The organism is Roseateles sp. (assembly GCF_049240545.1).
Lineage (GTDB): Bacteria > Pseudomonadota > Gammaproteobacteria > Burkholderiales > Burkholderiaceae_C > Paucibacter_A.
This window is the reverse complement of record NZ_JBMLSK010000217.1, coordinates 13,978-28,313: the sequence shown is the minus strand read 5'-3', so window position 1 is coordinate 28,313 and position 14,336 is coordinate 13,978. Positions and strand designations below refer to the sequence as shown.

14 protein-coding genes and 2 tRNA genes are annotated in these 14,336 nt (G+C 61.0%); 11 read left to right on the top strand and 5 right to left on the bottom strand.

All coding sequences use genetic code 11. The features are described 5' to 3' along the window. The first annotated feature begins 5 nt into the window (after window positions 1-5). The 5 genes from ACOVRJ_RS14445 (at window position 6) to ACOVRJ_RS14425 (ending at window position 3,663) form a co-directional block, all read left to right on the top strand. Window positions 6-776, top strand: a complete 771-nt coding sequence (locus ACOVRJ_RS14445; protein WP_422044544.1) for a uroporphyrinogen-III synthase — start codon at window positions 6-8, stop codon at window positions 774-776. Window positions 777-838: 62 nt separating this feature from the next. Then, complete coding sequence (locus tag ACOVRJ_RS14440) at window positions 839-1,960, top strand: uroporphyrinogen-III C-methyltransferase (RefSeq protein ID WP_422044543.1); 1,122 nt, start codon at window positions 839-841, stop codon at window positions 1,958-1,960. Between the two features lie 15 nt (window positions 1,961-1,975). Then, entirely contained in the window at window positions 1,976-3,223 is a 1,248-nt protein-coding gene (locus tag ACOVRJ_RS14435) for a heme biosynthesis HemY N-terminal domain-containing protein (RefSeq protein ID WP_422044542.1), read from the top strand. 60 nt (window positions 3,224-3,283) lie between these two features. Next, a tRNA-Arg gene (locus ACOVRJ_RS14430) sits at window positions 3,284-3,360 on the top strand. Between the two features lie 226 nt (window positions 3,361-3,586). Beyond that, a tRNA-Arg gene (locus tag ACOVRJ_RS14425) sits at window positions 3,587-3,663 on the top strand. 92 nt (window positions 3,664-3,755) lie between these two features. On the opposite strand, the gene ACOVRJ_RS14420 is transcribed toward ACOVRJ_RS14425, so the two are convergent. Next, complete coding sequence (locus tag ACOVRJ_RS14420) at window positions 3,756-4,952, bottom strand: CaiB/BaiF CoA transferase family protein (RefSeq protein WP_422044541.1); 1,197 nt, start codon at window positions 4,950-4,952, stop codon at window positions 3,756-3,758. A gap of 41 nt (window positions 4,953-4,993) precedes the next feature. Here ACOVRJ_RS14420 and greB point away from each other — a divergent pair, with 41 nt between their 5' ends. Beyond that, the gene (gene greB, locus ACOVRJ_RS14415) at window positions 4,994-5,560 is read left to right on the top strand and encodes a transcription elongation factor GreB (RefSeq protein ID WP_422044540.1); all 567 of its coding nucleotides are present in this window, start codon (window positions 4,994-4,996) and stop codon (window positions 5,558-5,560) included. A 3-nt stretch (window positions 5,561-5,563) separates the two neighbouring features. On the opposite strand, the gene ACOVRJ_RS14410 is transcribed toward greB, so the two are convergent. The 4 genes from ACOVRJ_RS14410 to ACOVRJ_RS14395 all read right to left on the bottom strand — a co-directional run bounded on the left by ACOVRJ_RS14410 (window position 5,564) and on the right by ACOVRJ_RS14395 (window position 9,786). Further along, window positions 5,564-7,843 carry a RelA/SpoT family protein gene (locus ACOVRJ_RS14410; protein ID WP_422044539.1) on the bottom strand — a complete coding sequence of 760 codons (2,280 nt, stop codon included), beginning with the start codon at window positions 7,841-7,843 and terminating at the stop codon, window positions 5,564-5,566. Between the two features lie 110 nt (window positions 7,844-7,953). Next, a complete protein-coding gene (gene rpoZ / locus ACOVRJ_RS14405; RefSeq protein WP_124452325.1) occupies window positions 7,954-8,157 on the bottom strand; it encodes a DNA-directed RNA polymerase subunit omega in 204 nt (67 codons plus the stop codon). Between the two features lie 58 nt (window positions 8,158-8,215). Continuing rightward, entirely contained in the window at window positions 8,216-8,836 is a 621-nt protein-coding gene (gene gmk, locus ACOVRJ_RS14400) for a guanylate kinase (RefSeq protein WP_422044538.1), read from the bottom strand. Window positions 8,837-8,859: 23 nt separating this feature from the next. Beyond that, entirely contained in the window at window positions 8,860-9,786 is a 927-nt protein-coding gene (locus tag ACOVRJ_RS14395; RefSeq protein WP_422044537.1) for a YicC/YloC family endoribonuclease, read from the bottom strand. A gap of 31 nt (window positions 9,787-9,817) precedes the next feature. Between ACOVRJ_RS14395 and ACOVRJ_RS14390 the strand changes: the two genes are divergently transcribed. The 5 genes from ACOVRJ_RS14390 to hemW are packed head-to-tail and all read left to right on the top strand — an operon-like array spanning window position 9,818 to window position 14,332. Further along, the gene (locus tag ACOVRJ_RS14390) at window positions 9,818-10,786 is read left to right on the top strand and encodes a serine/threonine protein kinase (protein WP_263539983.1); all 969 of its coding nucleotides are present in this window, start codon (window positions 9,818-9,820) and stop codon (window positions 10,784-10,786) included. Then, a complete protein-coding gene (locus ACOVRJ_RS14385) occupies window positions 10,783-11,748 on the top strand; it encodes a protein phosphatase 2C domain-containing protein (protein WP_422044536.1) in 966 nt (321 codons plus the stop codon). The genes ACOVRJ_RS14390 and ACOVRJ_RS14385 overlap by 4 nt, the downstream gene beginning before the upstream one ends. Before the next feature lie 16 nt (window positions 11,749-11,764). Beyond that, complete coding sequence (gene rph, locus ACOVRJ_RS14380) at window positions 11,765-12,508, top strand: ribonuclease PH (protein ID WP_422044535.1); 744 nt, start codon at window positions 11,765-11,767, stop codon at window positions 12,506-12,508. Window positions 12,509-12,513: 5 nt separating this feature from the next. Continuing rightward, complete coding sequence (gene rdgB, locus ACOVRJ_RS14375) at window positions 12,514-13,128, top strand: RdgB/HAM1 family non-canonical purine NTP pyrophosphatase (RefSeq protein WP_422044534.1); 615 nt, start codon at window positions 12,514-12,516, stop codon at window positions 13,126-13,128. A gap of 13 nt (window positions 13,129-13,141) precedes the next feature. Then, window positions 13,142-14,332, top strand: a complete 1,191-nt coding sequence (gene hemW / locus ACOVRJ_RS14370) for a radical SAM family heme chaperone HemW (RefSeq protein WP_422044533.1) — start codon at window positions 13,142-13,144, stop codon at window positions 14,330-14,332. Window positions 14,333-14,336: the final 4 nt, after the last annotated feature.

Here is a 14,336-nt window from a genome sequence, read left to right as displayed (position 1 = left end):
GCTTGGTGTCTGGCGCCCGGCTTGTTCTGACACGCCCTCGGCAGCAAACGCTCGATTGGTTGAGCCGCTTGGCGCAGTTCGGCGTTGACGCGCTCAGCTTGCCCTTGATTGACATTGTTCCCAGCGACGGTTCAGCAGCTTCGGCGGCTTGGCAGGAACTACCCGGCGCGGGCATGGCGATGTTTGTCAGTCCGAATGCCGTGTCGCAGTTCTTTGCCCATCGTCCGGCTGGGAGGGTGTGGCCGGCCCAAACCCTGGCGGCCTGTGTCGGTCCGGGCAGTGCTAAAGCCTTGCTGGCCGAAGGCGTGCCCGCTGATCAGATTGTCCAGCCGCCGCTCGGCGCGGCCAGCCTGGACTCGGAGCATCTTTGGCCGCAGCTTCAACAACGCGGGCCTTGGCAGGGGCGCCGCTGCCTGATGCTTCGAGGCGATGGGGGGCGTGAATGGTTGGCCGAGCGACTGCGCGAAGCTGGCGCTCAAACCCTGGCCTTCAATGTCTACCAGCGCCGCAGCCCCAGCTTGGATGCCTCCGGCCAAACCCTGCTGGCGCAGATTCTGCAAAGGCCGGAGCGGCATGTCTGGCTGTTCAGCAGCGCCGAGGCGATTGGCAATTTGCAAGGTTTGGCGCCACCGGCGACCGATTGGAGTCGGGCTTCTTGCATTGCGACCCATGAGCGGATCGCGGCCCGCGCGCGTACGCTGGGATTGGGGCTTGTGGTTTTGGCGCGACCCGAAGCGTCCTCGGTGGTGGAAGCCTTCCGTGCGATGCAAGGGTGACGCCTACAATCGTTTTCACTGTGAGCGATAACTATCCCAACCCCATAGATACTGCCGCCCCGGTGAGTGAAACGGTCGCATCCGCGAGCGCTGCTGCTCCTGCGGTTTCCGCGCCGGCCTCCTTGCCCACTTGGGTGCCGGCAAGCGTCATCGTGCTGTCCCTGACCTCCTTGGCGGGGCTAGGCTTGGCCTGGCAAAGCCTGAGTCGCCAGCAGTCACTGGAGCAGGAGTTGGTACGGCGCCAAGCCACCGTGCAAACGGATGCGGGTGAAGCTCGTGCCTTGGCTCGCCAGTCTCAAGACTTGACCCGGGATAACGCAGCCAAAGTCGCCTTGTTGGAGGCTCGGCTCGCCGAAGTGTCTTTGCAGCGAGGGCAGTTGGAGGATTTGATCCAGTCGATGTCTCGCTCCAGGGACGAAAACGTGATCGGCGACATTGAAGCCTCGATCCGGGTTGCGCTGCAGCAGTCAAGCATCACCGGCAGTGCCGAACCTTTGATTGCGACACTGCGCCAAGCAGATGAACGCCTGCTGCGCTACAAGCAGCCTCGTATGGAAGGCGTGCGCCGTGCGGTTTCGCGGGACTTGGAGCGTGTCAAAGCGGTCAGCGTGGTCGATATCTCCACCTTGACCATCAAGCTGGACGAAGTCGTTCGTCTGCTCGACGAGTTGCCCTTGCTCTCCAATGCTGACAGCAAAGCGACCCAGGCCACCCCTTTGCGCGAGGAAAAACCTCAGGCTCGCAAGGCCGCACCTGCTGCAGCGAGCCCAGCACCTGAGGCTGCCGGTGGCTCGGTTGCTGAATGGCTCCGGCAGGCGCAAAAGACGCTCACCGAAGGCGCCGGCTTGGTCTGGGGTGAGGCGCGAACTCTGTTGCGCGTCACCCGCATCGATCATCCGGAGGCTGCGCTGTTGGCGCCGGATCAGTCCTATTTCTTGCGTGAAAACTTGAAGCTTCGCTTGTTGAACGCAAGACTGGCCCTGCTCAGCCGGCAGTTCGATACGGCGCAGTCGGATTTGCGCGATTCTCAGGAAATGTTGGGGCGTTATTTTGATGCCCGTTCGCGCAAGGTGGCGTCGGCGGCGGACTTGATGCGCCAGGTGGCGGGTCAAGCGCGCCAAGTCAATGTACCGCGTCCGGATGACACGCTGGCTGCGCTGACCGCTGCAGCGGCCGGGCGCTAAGACGGGAGCGGCTGGATGCGTACCGTCATTTGGTTGGTCTTGCTTTTCGCAGTAGCTGTTGTTGCGGCCTTGGTGCTGGGACGCAATGACGGGCTTGCCAGTTTTTACTGGAATGGCTGGCGTTTGGATGTCTCTTTGAACCTGTTTTTGCTGGTCTTGGTGGGCAGTTGCTTCGCCTTTGTTACGGCGATCCAAACCCTGCATTCCTTGACCAGCCTGCCGCGACGTGCTCGGGAGTGGCGACTGGCTCAACGTGAGCGCACCGCTCAGTTGGCGCTGCGTGAGTCTCTGGCTGAGTTTTTTGGTGCGCGTTATGGACGCGCTCAAAAAGCGGCTCAGCGAGCCCTGAGTATTCATTCGCAAACACCGGATTTGTCCCAAGACGCAGGTTTCTTGGCCTTGGGACATTTGCTGGCCGCAAGCAGCGCCCATCGCTTGCAAGACCGGCGCCGGCGTGATGAGCAATTACAACTGGCACTTGATGTATCTCGGCGCAGTGCCAGCACTCGGCCGCAAGAGGAGGGGGCCTTGTTGTTGGCCGCAGAGTGGGCCTTGGATGACCGTGATGCTAGCCGGGCGCTTGAGTTGCTGACGGATTTGAGCCCCGGCGTGGCACGCCGCACGCAGGCCCTGCGCTTGAAGCTTCAGGCTAGTCGCTTGGCCAAGCAGTCCCTCGAAGCTTTGCGTACCGCTCGACTGCTGGCCAAGCACCAGGGTTTCTCCAAGGTGGCGGCCCAGGGCTTGCTTCGTTCTTTGGCTTTTGAAGCCTTGGATGGTGCACGCGATGTGGATCAACTCCGTACCGTTTGGCTGCAGTTGGATGGCGCAGATCGGCGCGATGTGCTGGTGGCTGCGCGGGCCGCGCAGCGCGCCGGACTGCTGGGTGCGCCTGATGATGGGCGTGGCTGGTTGCGCCCCTTCTGGGACGATGTGGCCGAGATGCCGGCCGACGAGCGCATGGTTCTGGCCGAGGCCTTGGTTCAGGTATTGCCTGGCCTGGGGCCGGAGTGGCTGCAGCGCCTGGAGTTGTCGGTGCAGCGCTTCCCCCGTGACAAGTACTTGGCCTATGCCTTGGGTCATGCGCTGGCCGAGCGCCAGTTGTGGGGCAAGGCGCGCCTGATGCTGGAGCAGGTTTGTGATGACCGCGAAATGTCAGCGGCAGCGCGGCGCCGCAGCTGGCTGATGCTGGCGCAGATGGCTGACCACGACGGCAATCAAGAGCGCCGCGCGCGCTGCCACGAAGCAGCCGCCTTGGTCCAGTAATGCAAATATGTGGCAAATTCTTGTCGTGCTCGTGAAAGTCATGCTATAGTGCAAGGCTTCGCGGCTGTAGCTCAGTTGGATAGAGTACTTGGCTACGAACCAAGGGGTCGTGGGTTCGAATCCTGCCAGCCGCACCAAAACAAGAAGAATAGAAACAAGGGTCTGTGATTAATCGCTGGCCCTTTTTCAATATCTCAAATCGAGGGTAGATACTCGTCAAGAGTTCTGTTTCCGAGTCTGATTAAAAGTCAGGCAAAGCTTTTTTGAAAAAAGCGGCGAGAAGTTTTGAAAAGAATTTTTTGACGCAAATCGTTTTTCCTCTTGTGTTGAATTAAAAATCAATGCTATAGTAGAGGGCTTGGAGCGGCTGTAGCTCAGTTGGATAGAGTACTTGGCTACGAACCAAGGGGTCGTGGGTTCGAATCCTGCCAGCCGCACCAAACTAATAAAAAGAGAGAAGGGTCAGTGAGAAATCACTGGCCCTTTTTCCGTTCTGGCCTGGCCTGACTTGGTTTTTCTCTAGTGTTGGGTTTCAAGTTTGGTGGGCGCAAACCTCTTTGCCCCTGGCTACGCATTTGCCCGCAGCGGTTTCAAGGGCGCAGGCTTGTGCGATCAGTTCTGGCGGCAAGCCCAGGGCCGCCAAAACCTCTTGCGTGTGGCTGCCTGCGACCGGGCTTGCTTGCGGTGTGCGTGGCTGGCTGCGGGAAAAACGTGGCGACGCCGCCGGCTGCCATTGGTCCTTGACGCGGAAGAAATTTCCACGAGCCTGCTGGTGTGGATGTTGAGCCGCCTCATCCAGGCTCAGGATTGGCGCAAAGCAGGCATCGCTACCCTCAAGTCGCTGAATCCACTCACTTCGTGTCCGGCTGCGTATGCGCTCGGCGACCCGTGCGCGCAACGCGGGCCACTGGCTTGTGTCGAACTGGCTGGCCGGGTTCACATCGCCTAATTCGAGCAGGCGAAGCATTTCCTTGAAGAACTGCGACTCGATGGCTGCCAATGTAATGAATCCGCCATCCGCGCATTCAAAAGCATCGTAAAAGGGAGATCGGTGCATGAATAGGTTGTGTGCATCTTCCGTCGGCCAGAGTCCGTTCCCTCGCATCGAATGAATCAGTGCACTCAAAGTGCCCACCCCGTCGATCATGGCGGCATCGACGATTTGGCCGCGACCCGAGTGTTGAGACTCCAAAATGGCACACAGCAAGCCAAAAGCGAGGAACATGCCACCTCCAGCCATGTCGCCAATGACCGTGGCCGGAACGCTAGGCGCATTGCCTGGGCGCGCAGAGAGTGAAGCAATGCCTGTCAGGGCGACATAGTTGATGTCATGTCCCGGTGCTTGGGCGAGAGGCCCAGTCTGGCCCCAACCGGTTACGCGTCCGTAAACCAGGCGTGGATTGCCCCCTTCAAAAACAGCAGGCCCCAAACCCAGGCGCTCCATCACGCCTGGCCGATAGCCTTCGATCAGGACGGCGGCATCGTTGATCAAGGCGATGGCGGCCTGCAATCCAGCATCTTGTTTGAGGTCCAGGCGAATCGAACGCTTGCCGCGATTCATCGCTTCACCCGTGTTGAGCGCCTTTAGTGCAGCGGGGCGCTCAATCACGATGACATCGGCACCCATATCGGCAAGCAGCATGCCGCAAAAGGGCGCCGGGCCGATGCCGGCCATTTCGATCACGCGCAACCCCTGAAGGGGGCCGCAATGGGATGTAGGCGAGGGCATGGTTCGAGTCAATGGGTTTTGTTGGTACGACAATACACCCCATGAGCAAGGCATTCACCAAGGAAAACGAGCAGCAAGACGGCGATGACGACGAAGTCGGCCTGCCTGCGTTGCCGCAGGGCACACGCAACTACATGACGCCAGCGGGCTATGCGCGCATGCGGGCGGAGTTCATGACGCTGTTGGACGAGGAGCGTCCCAAGATCGTCGAGATCGTGTCTTGGGCGGCAAAGAACGGCGACCGCTCGGAGAACGGCGACTACTTGTATGGCAAAAAGCGGCTGCGTGAGATTGACCGCCGCCTGCGTTTTCTTAGTAAGCGGCTGGATCTGGCCGAGGTGGCCGATCCCAGCGTCCATCATGGCAGTGAGCAGGTCTTCTTTGGTGCCACGGTCACCTACTGCAATGCCAAAGGCGATGAGCGCACCATCACCATCAAAGGCATTGACGAGTCGGACAGTTTGGCTGGTGAGGTGTCTTGGGTCGCGCCCATCGCTCGGGTGCTCTTGAAGTCGCGTGTGGGCGACGAGTTGCAACTGATGACGCCGGGCGGCGTCGAGCAGATTGAGGTGCTGGAGGTCTGCTACCCCGCACCCAGCAAGTCCTGAAACTCAAGGCTTGACGCGCCAAACCCGCAGCACTACCGGCGAGCGCTTCAAGGTGCGCAAAACATCGGCCAGGTGCAGACGGTCGCGCACCGACAGCAGCAGATTCATCTCGGCGGTTTCGCGCTGCTGAGATTCGTCATTCATCACGATATGGGTGATGTCGGCCTCTGCTGAGCTCACTGCAGCCGCCACCTGAGCGAGCACGCCCTTGCCATTGTTCAAGAGAATGGACACGGCGGCCTCAAAGGGGCGGGTCAGTTCCTCAGACCAACTCACCGCAATCCAGTGCTCGCTGTCGCGCTGGAAGAGTCGTCGGCCCACCGCGCATTCGGCGGTGTGCACCAGCAAGCCTTCGCCGCGACCCAGATAGCCTTTGATTTCATCCCCAGGGATGGGGCGGCAGCAGCTGGCCAGGCGCACCGAGGCGCCCTCGCTGCCGTCTAGGGTGACCTGGCCTTGGGCTGGCGCATCGTCGGCCGCAAAACGGCCCATGCTCAGCATCACAGCATCTGGCCGCTGTCCTTGCTCGGCCAACATGCGCGCCAACTTCTTGGCCACGATGCTGGCGATCTTGCGGCCCAGGCCGATCTCGACCAAGAGTTCGTCCACATGGCGATTGCCGGCCCAGCGGGCCAGTTGTTGCCAGAGTTGCGCGTCATGCGCTTCCTCATCGTTCAAACTGGGCAAGGCCAAGCCTTCGGCGCGCAAGGCTTGGGAGAGCATTTTTTCGCCCAAATCGCGCGACTCTTCCTGCTCCAGATTCTTCAGGAAGTGACGGATCTTGGAGCGCGCTCGGCCAGTTCGTACAAAGCTGAGCCAAGCGGGGTTGGGGCGTGCCCCGGCGGCGGTGACGATCTCGATCACATCGCCGCTGCGCAACTCGGTGCGCAAAGGCACCGGTTCGCCATTGATTTGCGCCGCCACGCAATGGTCGCCCACATCGGAGTGGATGGCATACGCAAAGTCCACCGGCGTGGCGCCTTTGGGCAAGGCCATGATCTTGGACTTGGGCGTGAACACATAGACCGCATCGGGGAACAGGTCGATCTTGACGTGTTCTAAGAACTCATTGGCGTCGCGTGTTTCGTCTTGAATGTCAATCAAGGACTGCAACCAGCGTGAGCCCATCTGTTGGGCGCTTTGAGCGCTTTGGTTGTTGCCGGCGTTCTTGTAGAGCCAATGCGCGGCCACACCTTTTTCGGCCACCATATGCATGGCCTCGGTGCGGATCTGGAACTCCACCGGCGTGCCCAGCGGGCTCACCAGGGTGGTGTGCAGCGATTGATAGCCATTCGGCTTGGGGATGGCGATGTAGTCCTTGAAGCGACCCGGCTGCGGCTTGTAGAGCTGATGCAGCACGCCCAGGCTCAGATAGCACTGCGGCAAGTCATCCACCACGATACGAAAGCCAAAGATGTCGCTCACCTGGGCAAAGCTCAGGTGCTTGTCTTTCATCTTTTTGTAGATCGAATAGAGCGTCTTCTCGCGACCATGGATCTCGACTTTGTGGGTGCTGTGCTCAAACGCCTTCAACACATCCCGCTCAATACGCGACACCAAATCGCGGCGATTGCCGCGCGCCTTGGTGATGGCTTTGTCCAGCGCCGCATGACGCCAGGGGTTGTTGTGCTGAAATGAGAGGTCTTGTAGCTCGCGATAGATCTGATTCAGACCCAGGCGATGGGCGATGGGAGCGTAGATATCCAGCGTTTCACGGGCGATGCGGCGGCGCTTGTGTGCGGCCATGGCCTCCATGGTGCGCATATTGTGCAAACGGTCGGCCAGCTTGATCAGAATGACCCGCACATCGCGCGCCATGGCCAGCAGCATCTTGCGGAAGGACTCGGCCTGCGATTCTTCCTTGGTGGAGAACTGCAGCTTGTCCAACTTGGTCAAGCCATCGACCAACTCTGCGGTGGGCGCCTCGAAGCGCTCGATCAACTCGGTCTTGGTGACGCCGCAGTCCTCCATGGCGTCATGCATCAGCGCGGCCATGATGGCTTGTGCGTCTAGGCGCCATTCAGCACAAATGCCGGCGACCGCAATCGGGTGCGTGATGTAGGGCTCGCCGCTGGCGCGGAACTGTCCCAGATGGGCTTCGTCTGCGAACTTGTAGGCTTCGCGAATGCGCTTGATGTCGGCCTTGGGCAGATAGCTCAGGCGATGGACCAGGGCGTCAAACGATGCCGCCTCGGCCTCGGTTGGCTCGGGCGTTGCGCGTAGGCCGGACAGGCCGCTCAAGGCGGCGGGCAGGCGAGAGACAGCAAATGATCGAAAACCCATGGGCCTAATTTACCGCATCAGCAGCAGAGAGCATGGCTGAAAGGGCATGGAAACGACAACGGGCACCCGAAGGTGCCCGTTGATTCAACTCGGTGTTGAGGCGCTGGCGCTCAGACCGGCACTTTGCGCAGCATCTCGATGCCGACTTCGCCTGCGGCGATTTCGCGCAGAGCGGTCACGCCGGGCTTGTTCTTGCTTTCGATCTTGGGGGTGTGACCTTGGCTCAGCATGCGAGCGCGGTAAGTCGCGGCAAGCACCAGCTGGAAGCGGTTCGGGATCTTGGTCAGGCAGTCTTCAACAGTGATGCGGGCCATATGAATTTTCCAGGTCAGGTGTTCAAAAATATTCGAGAGCAGAAGGCGCTTGTGCGACTCAAGGGAGGTCTAGGGCCGTAAACACGGCCGAGCGGTTTCTGCGCTGAGCCGCGTATTTTAACCGCTGCGCATGAACAATCGCCTTCAAATCGAAAACTGCGGTATCAAAAACCGCATTCACGACCACAAAGTCGAAGTTTTGGGCCTGCGCCACTTCTACGCGGGCATTGGCCATGCGCTTGGCGATGACCTCGGGCTGGGTGTCGCCACGGCGCTTCAGGCGCTGCTCCAACTCATCCCAGCTGGGCGGCAAGATGAAGACCAAGACCGCGTAGGGGAAGAGCTGTTTGATCTGCAGCGCGCCTTGGAAGTCGATCTCCAGCACCACATCATCGCCATGCGCCATGCGGGCTTCGATGGCGGCGCGCGAGGTGCCGTAGAGGTTGCCATGCACCTCGGCCCATTCGAAGAACTCGCCGCGATCGGCCATGGCGCGGAAATCTTCCGCGCTGGTGAACCAGTATTCGCGGCCATGTTGTTCTTGGCCACGTGGCGCGCGCGAGGTGTGCGAGATCGAGACGTCCAGCTTGGCGTCCAGTTCCAGCAAGGCCTTGACCAAGCTGGATTTGCCGGCGCCGCTGGGGGCCGAAACGACGAAGAGATTGCCTGGGTATTCCATGCGGAGTGTTGCCGGTTGTATGTTTATTCGATGTTCTGCACTTGCTCGCGCAATTGCTCCACGGCGACCTTCATCTCCACCGAGATATTGGTCAGCTCCAGCGCTGCGGCCTTGGAGCCCAAGGTGTTGGCTTCGCGGTGCAGTTCTTGGATCAGGAAGTCCAGGCGTTTGCCGATTTCGCCACCCTTTTTGAGCAGGCGGGCGATTTCTTCTAGGTGCGCGCGCAGGCGAGCTAGTTCCTCGGCCACGTCGATGCGGATGGCGTAGGCGGCGGCTTCATTCAGCGCGCGCTCACGCAGGTTTTCTTCCGGAATCGTCTGGGCCGCCCCGGTGGTGGCCAGCGCCTCTTGCCAGCGCTCCAAAAAGCGCTGTTGTTGACGTTGCACGATGGCCGGCAGCATCGGCTCGGCCGCATCGGCCAATTCGCGCAGGCGGGCGATGCGCTCCATCAAAATGGCGACCAGCTTCTCGCCTTCACGTTCGCGGGCTTCCAGCAAGCCTGCCACGCATTGGCGGGCGGCTTCCAGGGCCGGTTCGTCGAGTTTTTCGGTGGCGGAACCGCCGCCTTTGCACCATTGCAAGGCTTCGTGCACCGACAGCGGCTGCGCCTTCGGCAGCCAGCTTTGCACCGTGCTTTCCAGTCTTGAGAGCTTGTTGAGTTGATCCGCCTGCGGCTGCGGCCAGGCGCCGTCGCCTTCGCGCTGGGTGTTGATGCGCATCTCCACCTTGCCGCGCTTGAGCTTGCTGGTCAGCAGTTCGCGCAGGGCGGGTTCGAGTCCGCGCAACTCTTCGGGCATGCGCAGGCTCAGGTCCAGGAAACGGCCGTTGACCGAGCGCAGTTCAACCGTGACGCCGGCATGAGGGCTGGCATTGGAGACCGCAGTGTTTTCACTGGGGGCGGAGGGCTGCGAGCTGGCGCTGGCATATCCCGTCATGCTGTAGACTGGCATCTAGCGTCCGGTGTGTAAATAAAACTCGATTATGTCAAAGCCAAAACCGGCGCCTCTGCCAGCCGGCACGGTGGTTGGGGGCTACCAGATCATCAAGCGACTGGCAGCAGGAGGATTCGGCGTTGTTTATCTCGCCGAAGACCCCGAGCACCACCTGGTGGCCCTGAAGGAATACCTGCCTTCCTCCTTGGCCGAGCGTTCGCCGGGCGAGTTGACGCCGCGCGTCAAACCCGAGAAACAGCCCCTTTACCGCCTCGGGCTGAAGAGCTTTTTCGAAGAAGGCCGCTCGCTGGCGCAGATTTCGCACCCGAGCGTGGTTTCGGTGCTGAACTTTCTGCGCGAGAACGAAACCGTCTACATGGTGATGAACTATCTGCAGGGCGACACCTTGCAGGACTTCATCGTCACCGCGCGCGATATGAAGCGCGACAAGGTCTTCCGCGAGTCCACCATTCGCAGCCTCTTCGACGAGATCCTGCGCGGCCTGCGCATCGTGCATCAGCACAAGATGCTGCACCTGGACATCAAACCGGCCAATATCTTCATCACCAATGAGAACAAGGCGGTGCTGCTGGACTTTGGTGCGGCCCGCGAAGTGCTGAGCAAGGAAGGCAACTTCATCCGGCCGATGTACACCCCTGGTTTTGCGGCGCCCGAAATGTATCGCCGTGATGGCTCGCTGGGCCCATGGACCGACATCTACGCCATTGGCGCTTGCATCTATGCCTGCATGCAAGGCTATCCGCCGAATGACGCGCCGCAGCGTCTAGAAAAGGACCGCTTGGCCCTGAGCTTGTCGCGTCTGCGCAATGTCTACTCCGACAATATGATCGAAGTGGCCGAGTGGTGCATGTCGCTGGACCCCTTGGCGCGGCCGCAAAGCGTCTTCTCCTTGCAAAAAGAGTTGGCCCGCGAAACCGAGCGCCGCTACACCAAGCTGAGTTTCAGTGAGCGCTTGAAGCTGCAACTGGAGAATCTCAAGACCGGAGCGAAGGCGTGAGGTTCAGCACCTACCAGGTCAGCAGGCGTGGCGGGCGTGAGAAAAACGAAGACCGCATGGGCTATTGCTACACCCGAGAGGCGGGTTTGTTTGCACTGGCCGACGGCATGGGGGGGCACCCTGAGGGCGAAGTTGCGGCTCAGCTGGCTTTGCAGACCTTAGCGGCGCTGTTCCAGCGCGAAGCCAAGCCTGCCCTGGCCAAGCCGGAGGAGTATCTGCAAGACGCCATCCTGATCGCGCAGCAGCAACTCTTGCGTTATGCGGCCGACAAGCAGATGTCCGACACCCCGCGCACCACCATCGTGGCCTGCGTTTTGCAGGGGCGCCATGCTTATTGGGCGCATTGCGGTGACTCGCGGCTTTATCTGGTGCGAGCCGGTCGCTTGATCGCCCGCACCCGTGACCATTCCTATATCGAATTGCAAGCGGCCTTGGGCCGGGTGCCGCAAGGGGCCGATGCCTTCAACCGCAATGTTTTGTTCACTTGTCTGGGTAGCCCGGGCAAGCCGATGGTGGACATCAGCGGCCCGATGCAATTGGAGCCGGGCGACCGGCTGCTGCTCTGCTCAGACGGCCTGTGGGGCACCGTCTCTGACGATGAAATCACTGAGCAACTGGCCAAACGGCCGATTGCTGATGCGGTGCCAGAGTTGGTGGAGCAGGCCCTGCGCAATGGCGGGGTGCGCTGCGACAATGTGACCGTGCTGGCGGTCGAGTGGGAAGGCACCGGTGATCCGGAGTCTGATACCGAGGCAATCTCGACCTTGGGCCTGGACGACCAAGGCTTTGCTTCCACCATTCAAGGCCGCATGGGTGCCGCTGGACGGCGCGACGAGATGGACGAAGAAGAGCTGGAGCGCTCGGTGCGCGAGATCAATGAAGTGATCCGCCAGGCGAACAGCCGTGCCGACAACGCTGTCAAGGCGGCGGCGACTGACCCGGCTGCCAAGAAAAATTCCTGAAGAGAGATTTGAATCCATGACTGCAGAAACTTCCCGCGTGAACACACGGGCGGATGGCCGTGGCGCTGACGCTTTGCGCCTGGTCACCATCACCCGCCACTACACCCGCCACGCTGAGGGCTCGGTGCTGATCGAGTTCGGTGGCACCAAGGTTTTGTGCACCGCCTCGGTGGAGGAAAAAGTGCCGCCGCACAAACGCGGCTCGGGCGAGGGCTGGGTCACGGCCGAATACGGCATGCTGCCGCGTGCCACCCACACCCGCAGTGACCGCGAAGCCGCGCGCGGCAAGCAAAGCGGCCGTACTCAAGAGATTCAACGATTGATTGGCCGCTCGCTGCGCTGTGTGTTCGATTTGAAGCGCCTGGGCGAGCGCACCATTGCACTGGACTGCGATGTGATCCAAGCCGATGGTGGCACCCGCACGGCAGCCATCACTGGCGCCTTTGTTGCGGCCCATGATGCGGTCACTTGGCTGCTGGCCCATGGCAAGATCAGCGAGTCGCCGATCGTGAACGCGGTGGCCGCTATCTCGGTCGGCATCGTCGACGGCCAGCCCTTGCTGGACCTGGAATACACCGAGGATTCGGCCTGCGACACCGATATGAATGTGGTGATGACCGCCGGCGGTGGCTTTGTCGAATTGCAAGGAACGGCCGAAGGTCAGGCCTTCAGCCGCAAGGAGATGAATGCCTTGTTGGATCTGGCCGAAAAGGGCATTGGCGAACTGCTCGCCGCCCAGAAGACGGCGCTCGGAGTTTGAAGACGATGAAATTGGTCCTTGCCTCTAACAACGCCAAAAAGCTGGTCGAGCTGCAAGCCTTGTTTGCGCCGCTCGGCATTGAGCTGGTGACGCAGGGCTCGCTGGGCATTCCTGAGGCCGAAGAGCCTTTCGAGAGCTTTGTCGAGAACGCCCTGACCAAAGCGCGCCATGCGGCGCGTTTGAGCGGCTTGCCGGCACTGGCCGATGATTCGGGCTTGGCGGTCGAGGCCTTGAAAGGCGCGCCTGGCGTCTTGTCGGCACGCTATGCCACGTTGTTTGGCCAGCCCAAGTCGGATGCGGACAACAACCGCGTCTTGTTGGAGCAGTTGGCTGGTTTTCCTCAAGCCGAGCAACGTGCAGCGCGCTTTGTTTGCGCATTGGTGGCGGTGCATAGCGCGGCCGATCCTGAACCCTTGATCGCCATGGGCCGCTGGCAGGGTCAGATCTTGCCTCAGGCGCAAGGCGAATCGGGCTTTGGCTACGACCCCTTGATGTTCATTCCTGCTTTGGGCCGCAGCGTCGCGCAACTGAGTGCGGCGGAGAAAAACGTGCAGAGCCACCGGGCTCTGGCGGCTGCAAATTTGGTCGTACAAATGCGTGAGGTCTGGCATCTTGGCTGATGTCTTGCACCTGATGCGACCCGGCACTTTGCAGCTGGCTGCCCTGCCGCCGCTGTCTTTGTATGTGCACCTGCCTTGGTGCTTGCGCAAATGCCCCTACTGCGATTTCAACAGCCATGAGTGGCGGGTGGACGGTGCCGCTCGCGAATTGCCGGCGGACACGGCGCGAGCCTATCTGGCCGCCTTGCGCGCCGACTTAGAAGCAGCGCTGCCCTTGGTCTGGGGTCGGCCGGTGGTCAGCATCTTCATCGGCGGCGGCACGCCCAGCTTGTTCGCGCCGGAGCAGATCGCCGAACTGATCTCAGACCTGCGCGCCCGCTTGCCGCTGGAGGCCGGCTGTGAGATCACGCTGGAAGCCAACCCGGGCACTTTTGAGCGGGAGCGTTTCAAGGGCTTCAGGGATGCCGGCGTCACTCGCTTGTCCATTGGGGTGCAGAGTTTTGACGATGCCAAACTCAAGGCCCTGGGTCGGGTGCACAGTGCCGAGCAAGCGCTTGCTGCCATTGGTGAGGCGGCGCAGGCTTTTGAGACCTTCAATATCGATCTGATGTACGCCTTGCCCGGCCAGACCTTGGCCGAGCTGGATCGGGAGTTGACGACTGCGCTCAATTTCGAACCGCCGCATCTGTCGGTCTACCACCTGACCATCGAGCCCAACACCCGCTTTGCAACGGCGCCGCCGAGTGGTTTGCCGGACGCGGATCTGGCCAGTGAGATGCTGGACCTGATCACCGCGCGGACCGGTGGCGCGCAAATGGAGCGTTATGAGGTGTCGGCCTATGCGCGCGCCGGCCATCGCTGCGCGCACAACTTGAACTACTGGCAATTCGGCGACTACCTGGGCATAGGTGCTGGCGCGCACAGCAAACTGTCCTTCCCGCACCGGGTGCTGCGTCAGGTGCGCTGGCGCGAGCCGGCGGCCTATATGAGCAAGGCGGGCGAGGGCGCTGCGGTGTCGAACGAGAACGAGGTGACGCGCGCCGAGCTGCCTTTTGAGTTCATGCTCAATGCTTTGCGGCTGCGCGAGGGCGTGCCCCTGCAATCCTTCTTGGAGCGCACCGGTCTGCCGCCCTCCAGCATTGCCAAGGCCTTGGCGCAGGCGCGCGCCAAAGGCTTGTTAGAAGCCGACCCGGCGCGCATCGCTGCCACGCCGCGCGGCTTTGACTTTCTCAACGACCTGCAGGCCTTGTTCTTAGCCGATTGACGGC

Bases quoted from the DNA above. Each gene is read 5' to 3' on its own strand.
- hemW (WP_422044533.1), top strand. From the start codon at position 13,142: ATGCGACCCGGCACTTTGCAGCTGGCTGCCCTGCCGCCGCTGTCTTTG.
- ACOVRJ_RS14410 (WP_422044539.1), bottom strand. From the start codon at position 7,843: ATGGGTTTTCGATCATTTGCTGTCTCTCGCCTGCCCGCCGCCTTGAGC.
- rpoZ (WP_124452325.1), bottom strand. From the start codon at position 8,157: ATGGCCCGCATCACTGTTGAAGACTGCCTGACCAAGATCCCGAACCGC.
- ACOVRJ_RS14435 (WP_422044542.1), top strand. From the start codon at position 1,976: ATGCGTACCGTCATTTGGTTGGTCTTGCTTTTCGCAGTAGCTGTTGTT.
- greB (WP_422044540.1), top strand. From the start codon at position 4,994: ATGAGCAAGGCATTCACCAAGGAAAACGAGCAGCAAGACGGCGATGAC.
- rph (WP_422044535.1), top strand. From the start codon at position 11,765: ATGACTGCAGAAACTTCCCGCGTGAACACACGGGCGGATGGCCGTGGC.
- rdgB (WP_422044534.1), top strand. From the start codon at position 12,514: ATGAAATTGGTCCTTGCCTCTAACAACGCCAAAAAGCTGGTCGAGCTG.
- ACOVRJ_RS14395 (WP_422044537.1), bottom strand. From the start codon at position 9,786: ATGCCAGTCTACAGCATGACGGGATATGCCAGCGCCAGCTCGCAGCCC.
- ACOVRJ_RS14390 (WP_263539983.1), top strand. From the start codon at position 9,818: ATGTCAAAGCCAAAACCGGCGCCTCTGCCAGCCGGCACGGTGGTTGGG.
- gmk (WP_422044538.1), bottom strand. From the start codon at position 8,836: ATGGAATACCCAGGCAATCTCTTCGTCGTTTCGGCCCCCAGCGGCGCC.
- ACOVRJ_RS14420 (WP_422044541.1), bottom strand. From the start codon at position 4,952: ATGCCCTCGCCTACATCCCATTGCGGCCCCCTTCAGGGGTTGCGCGTG.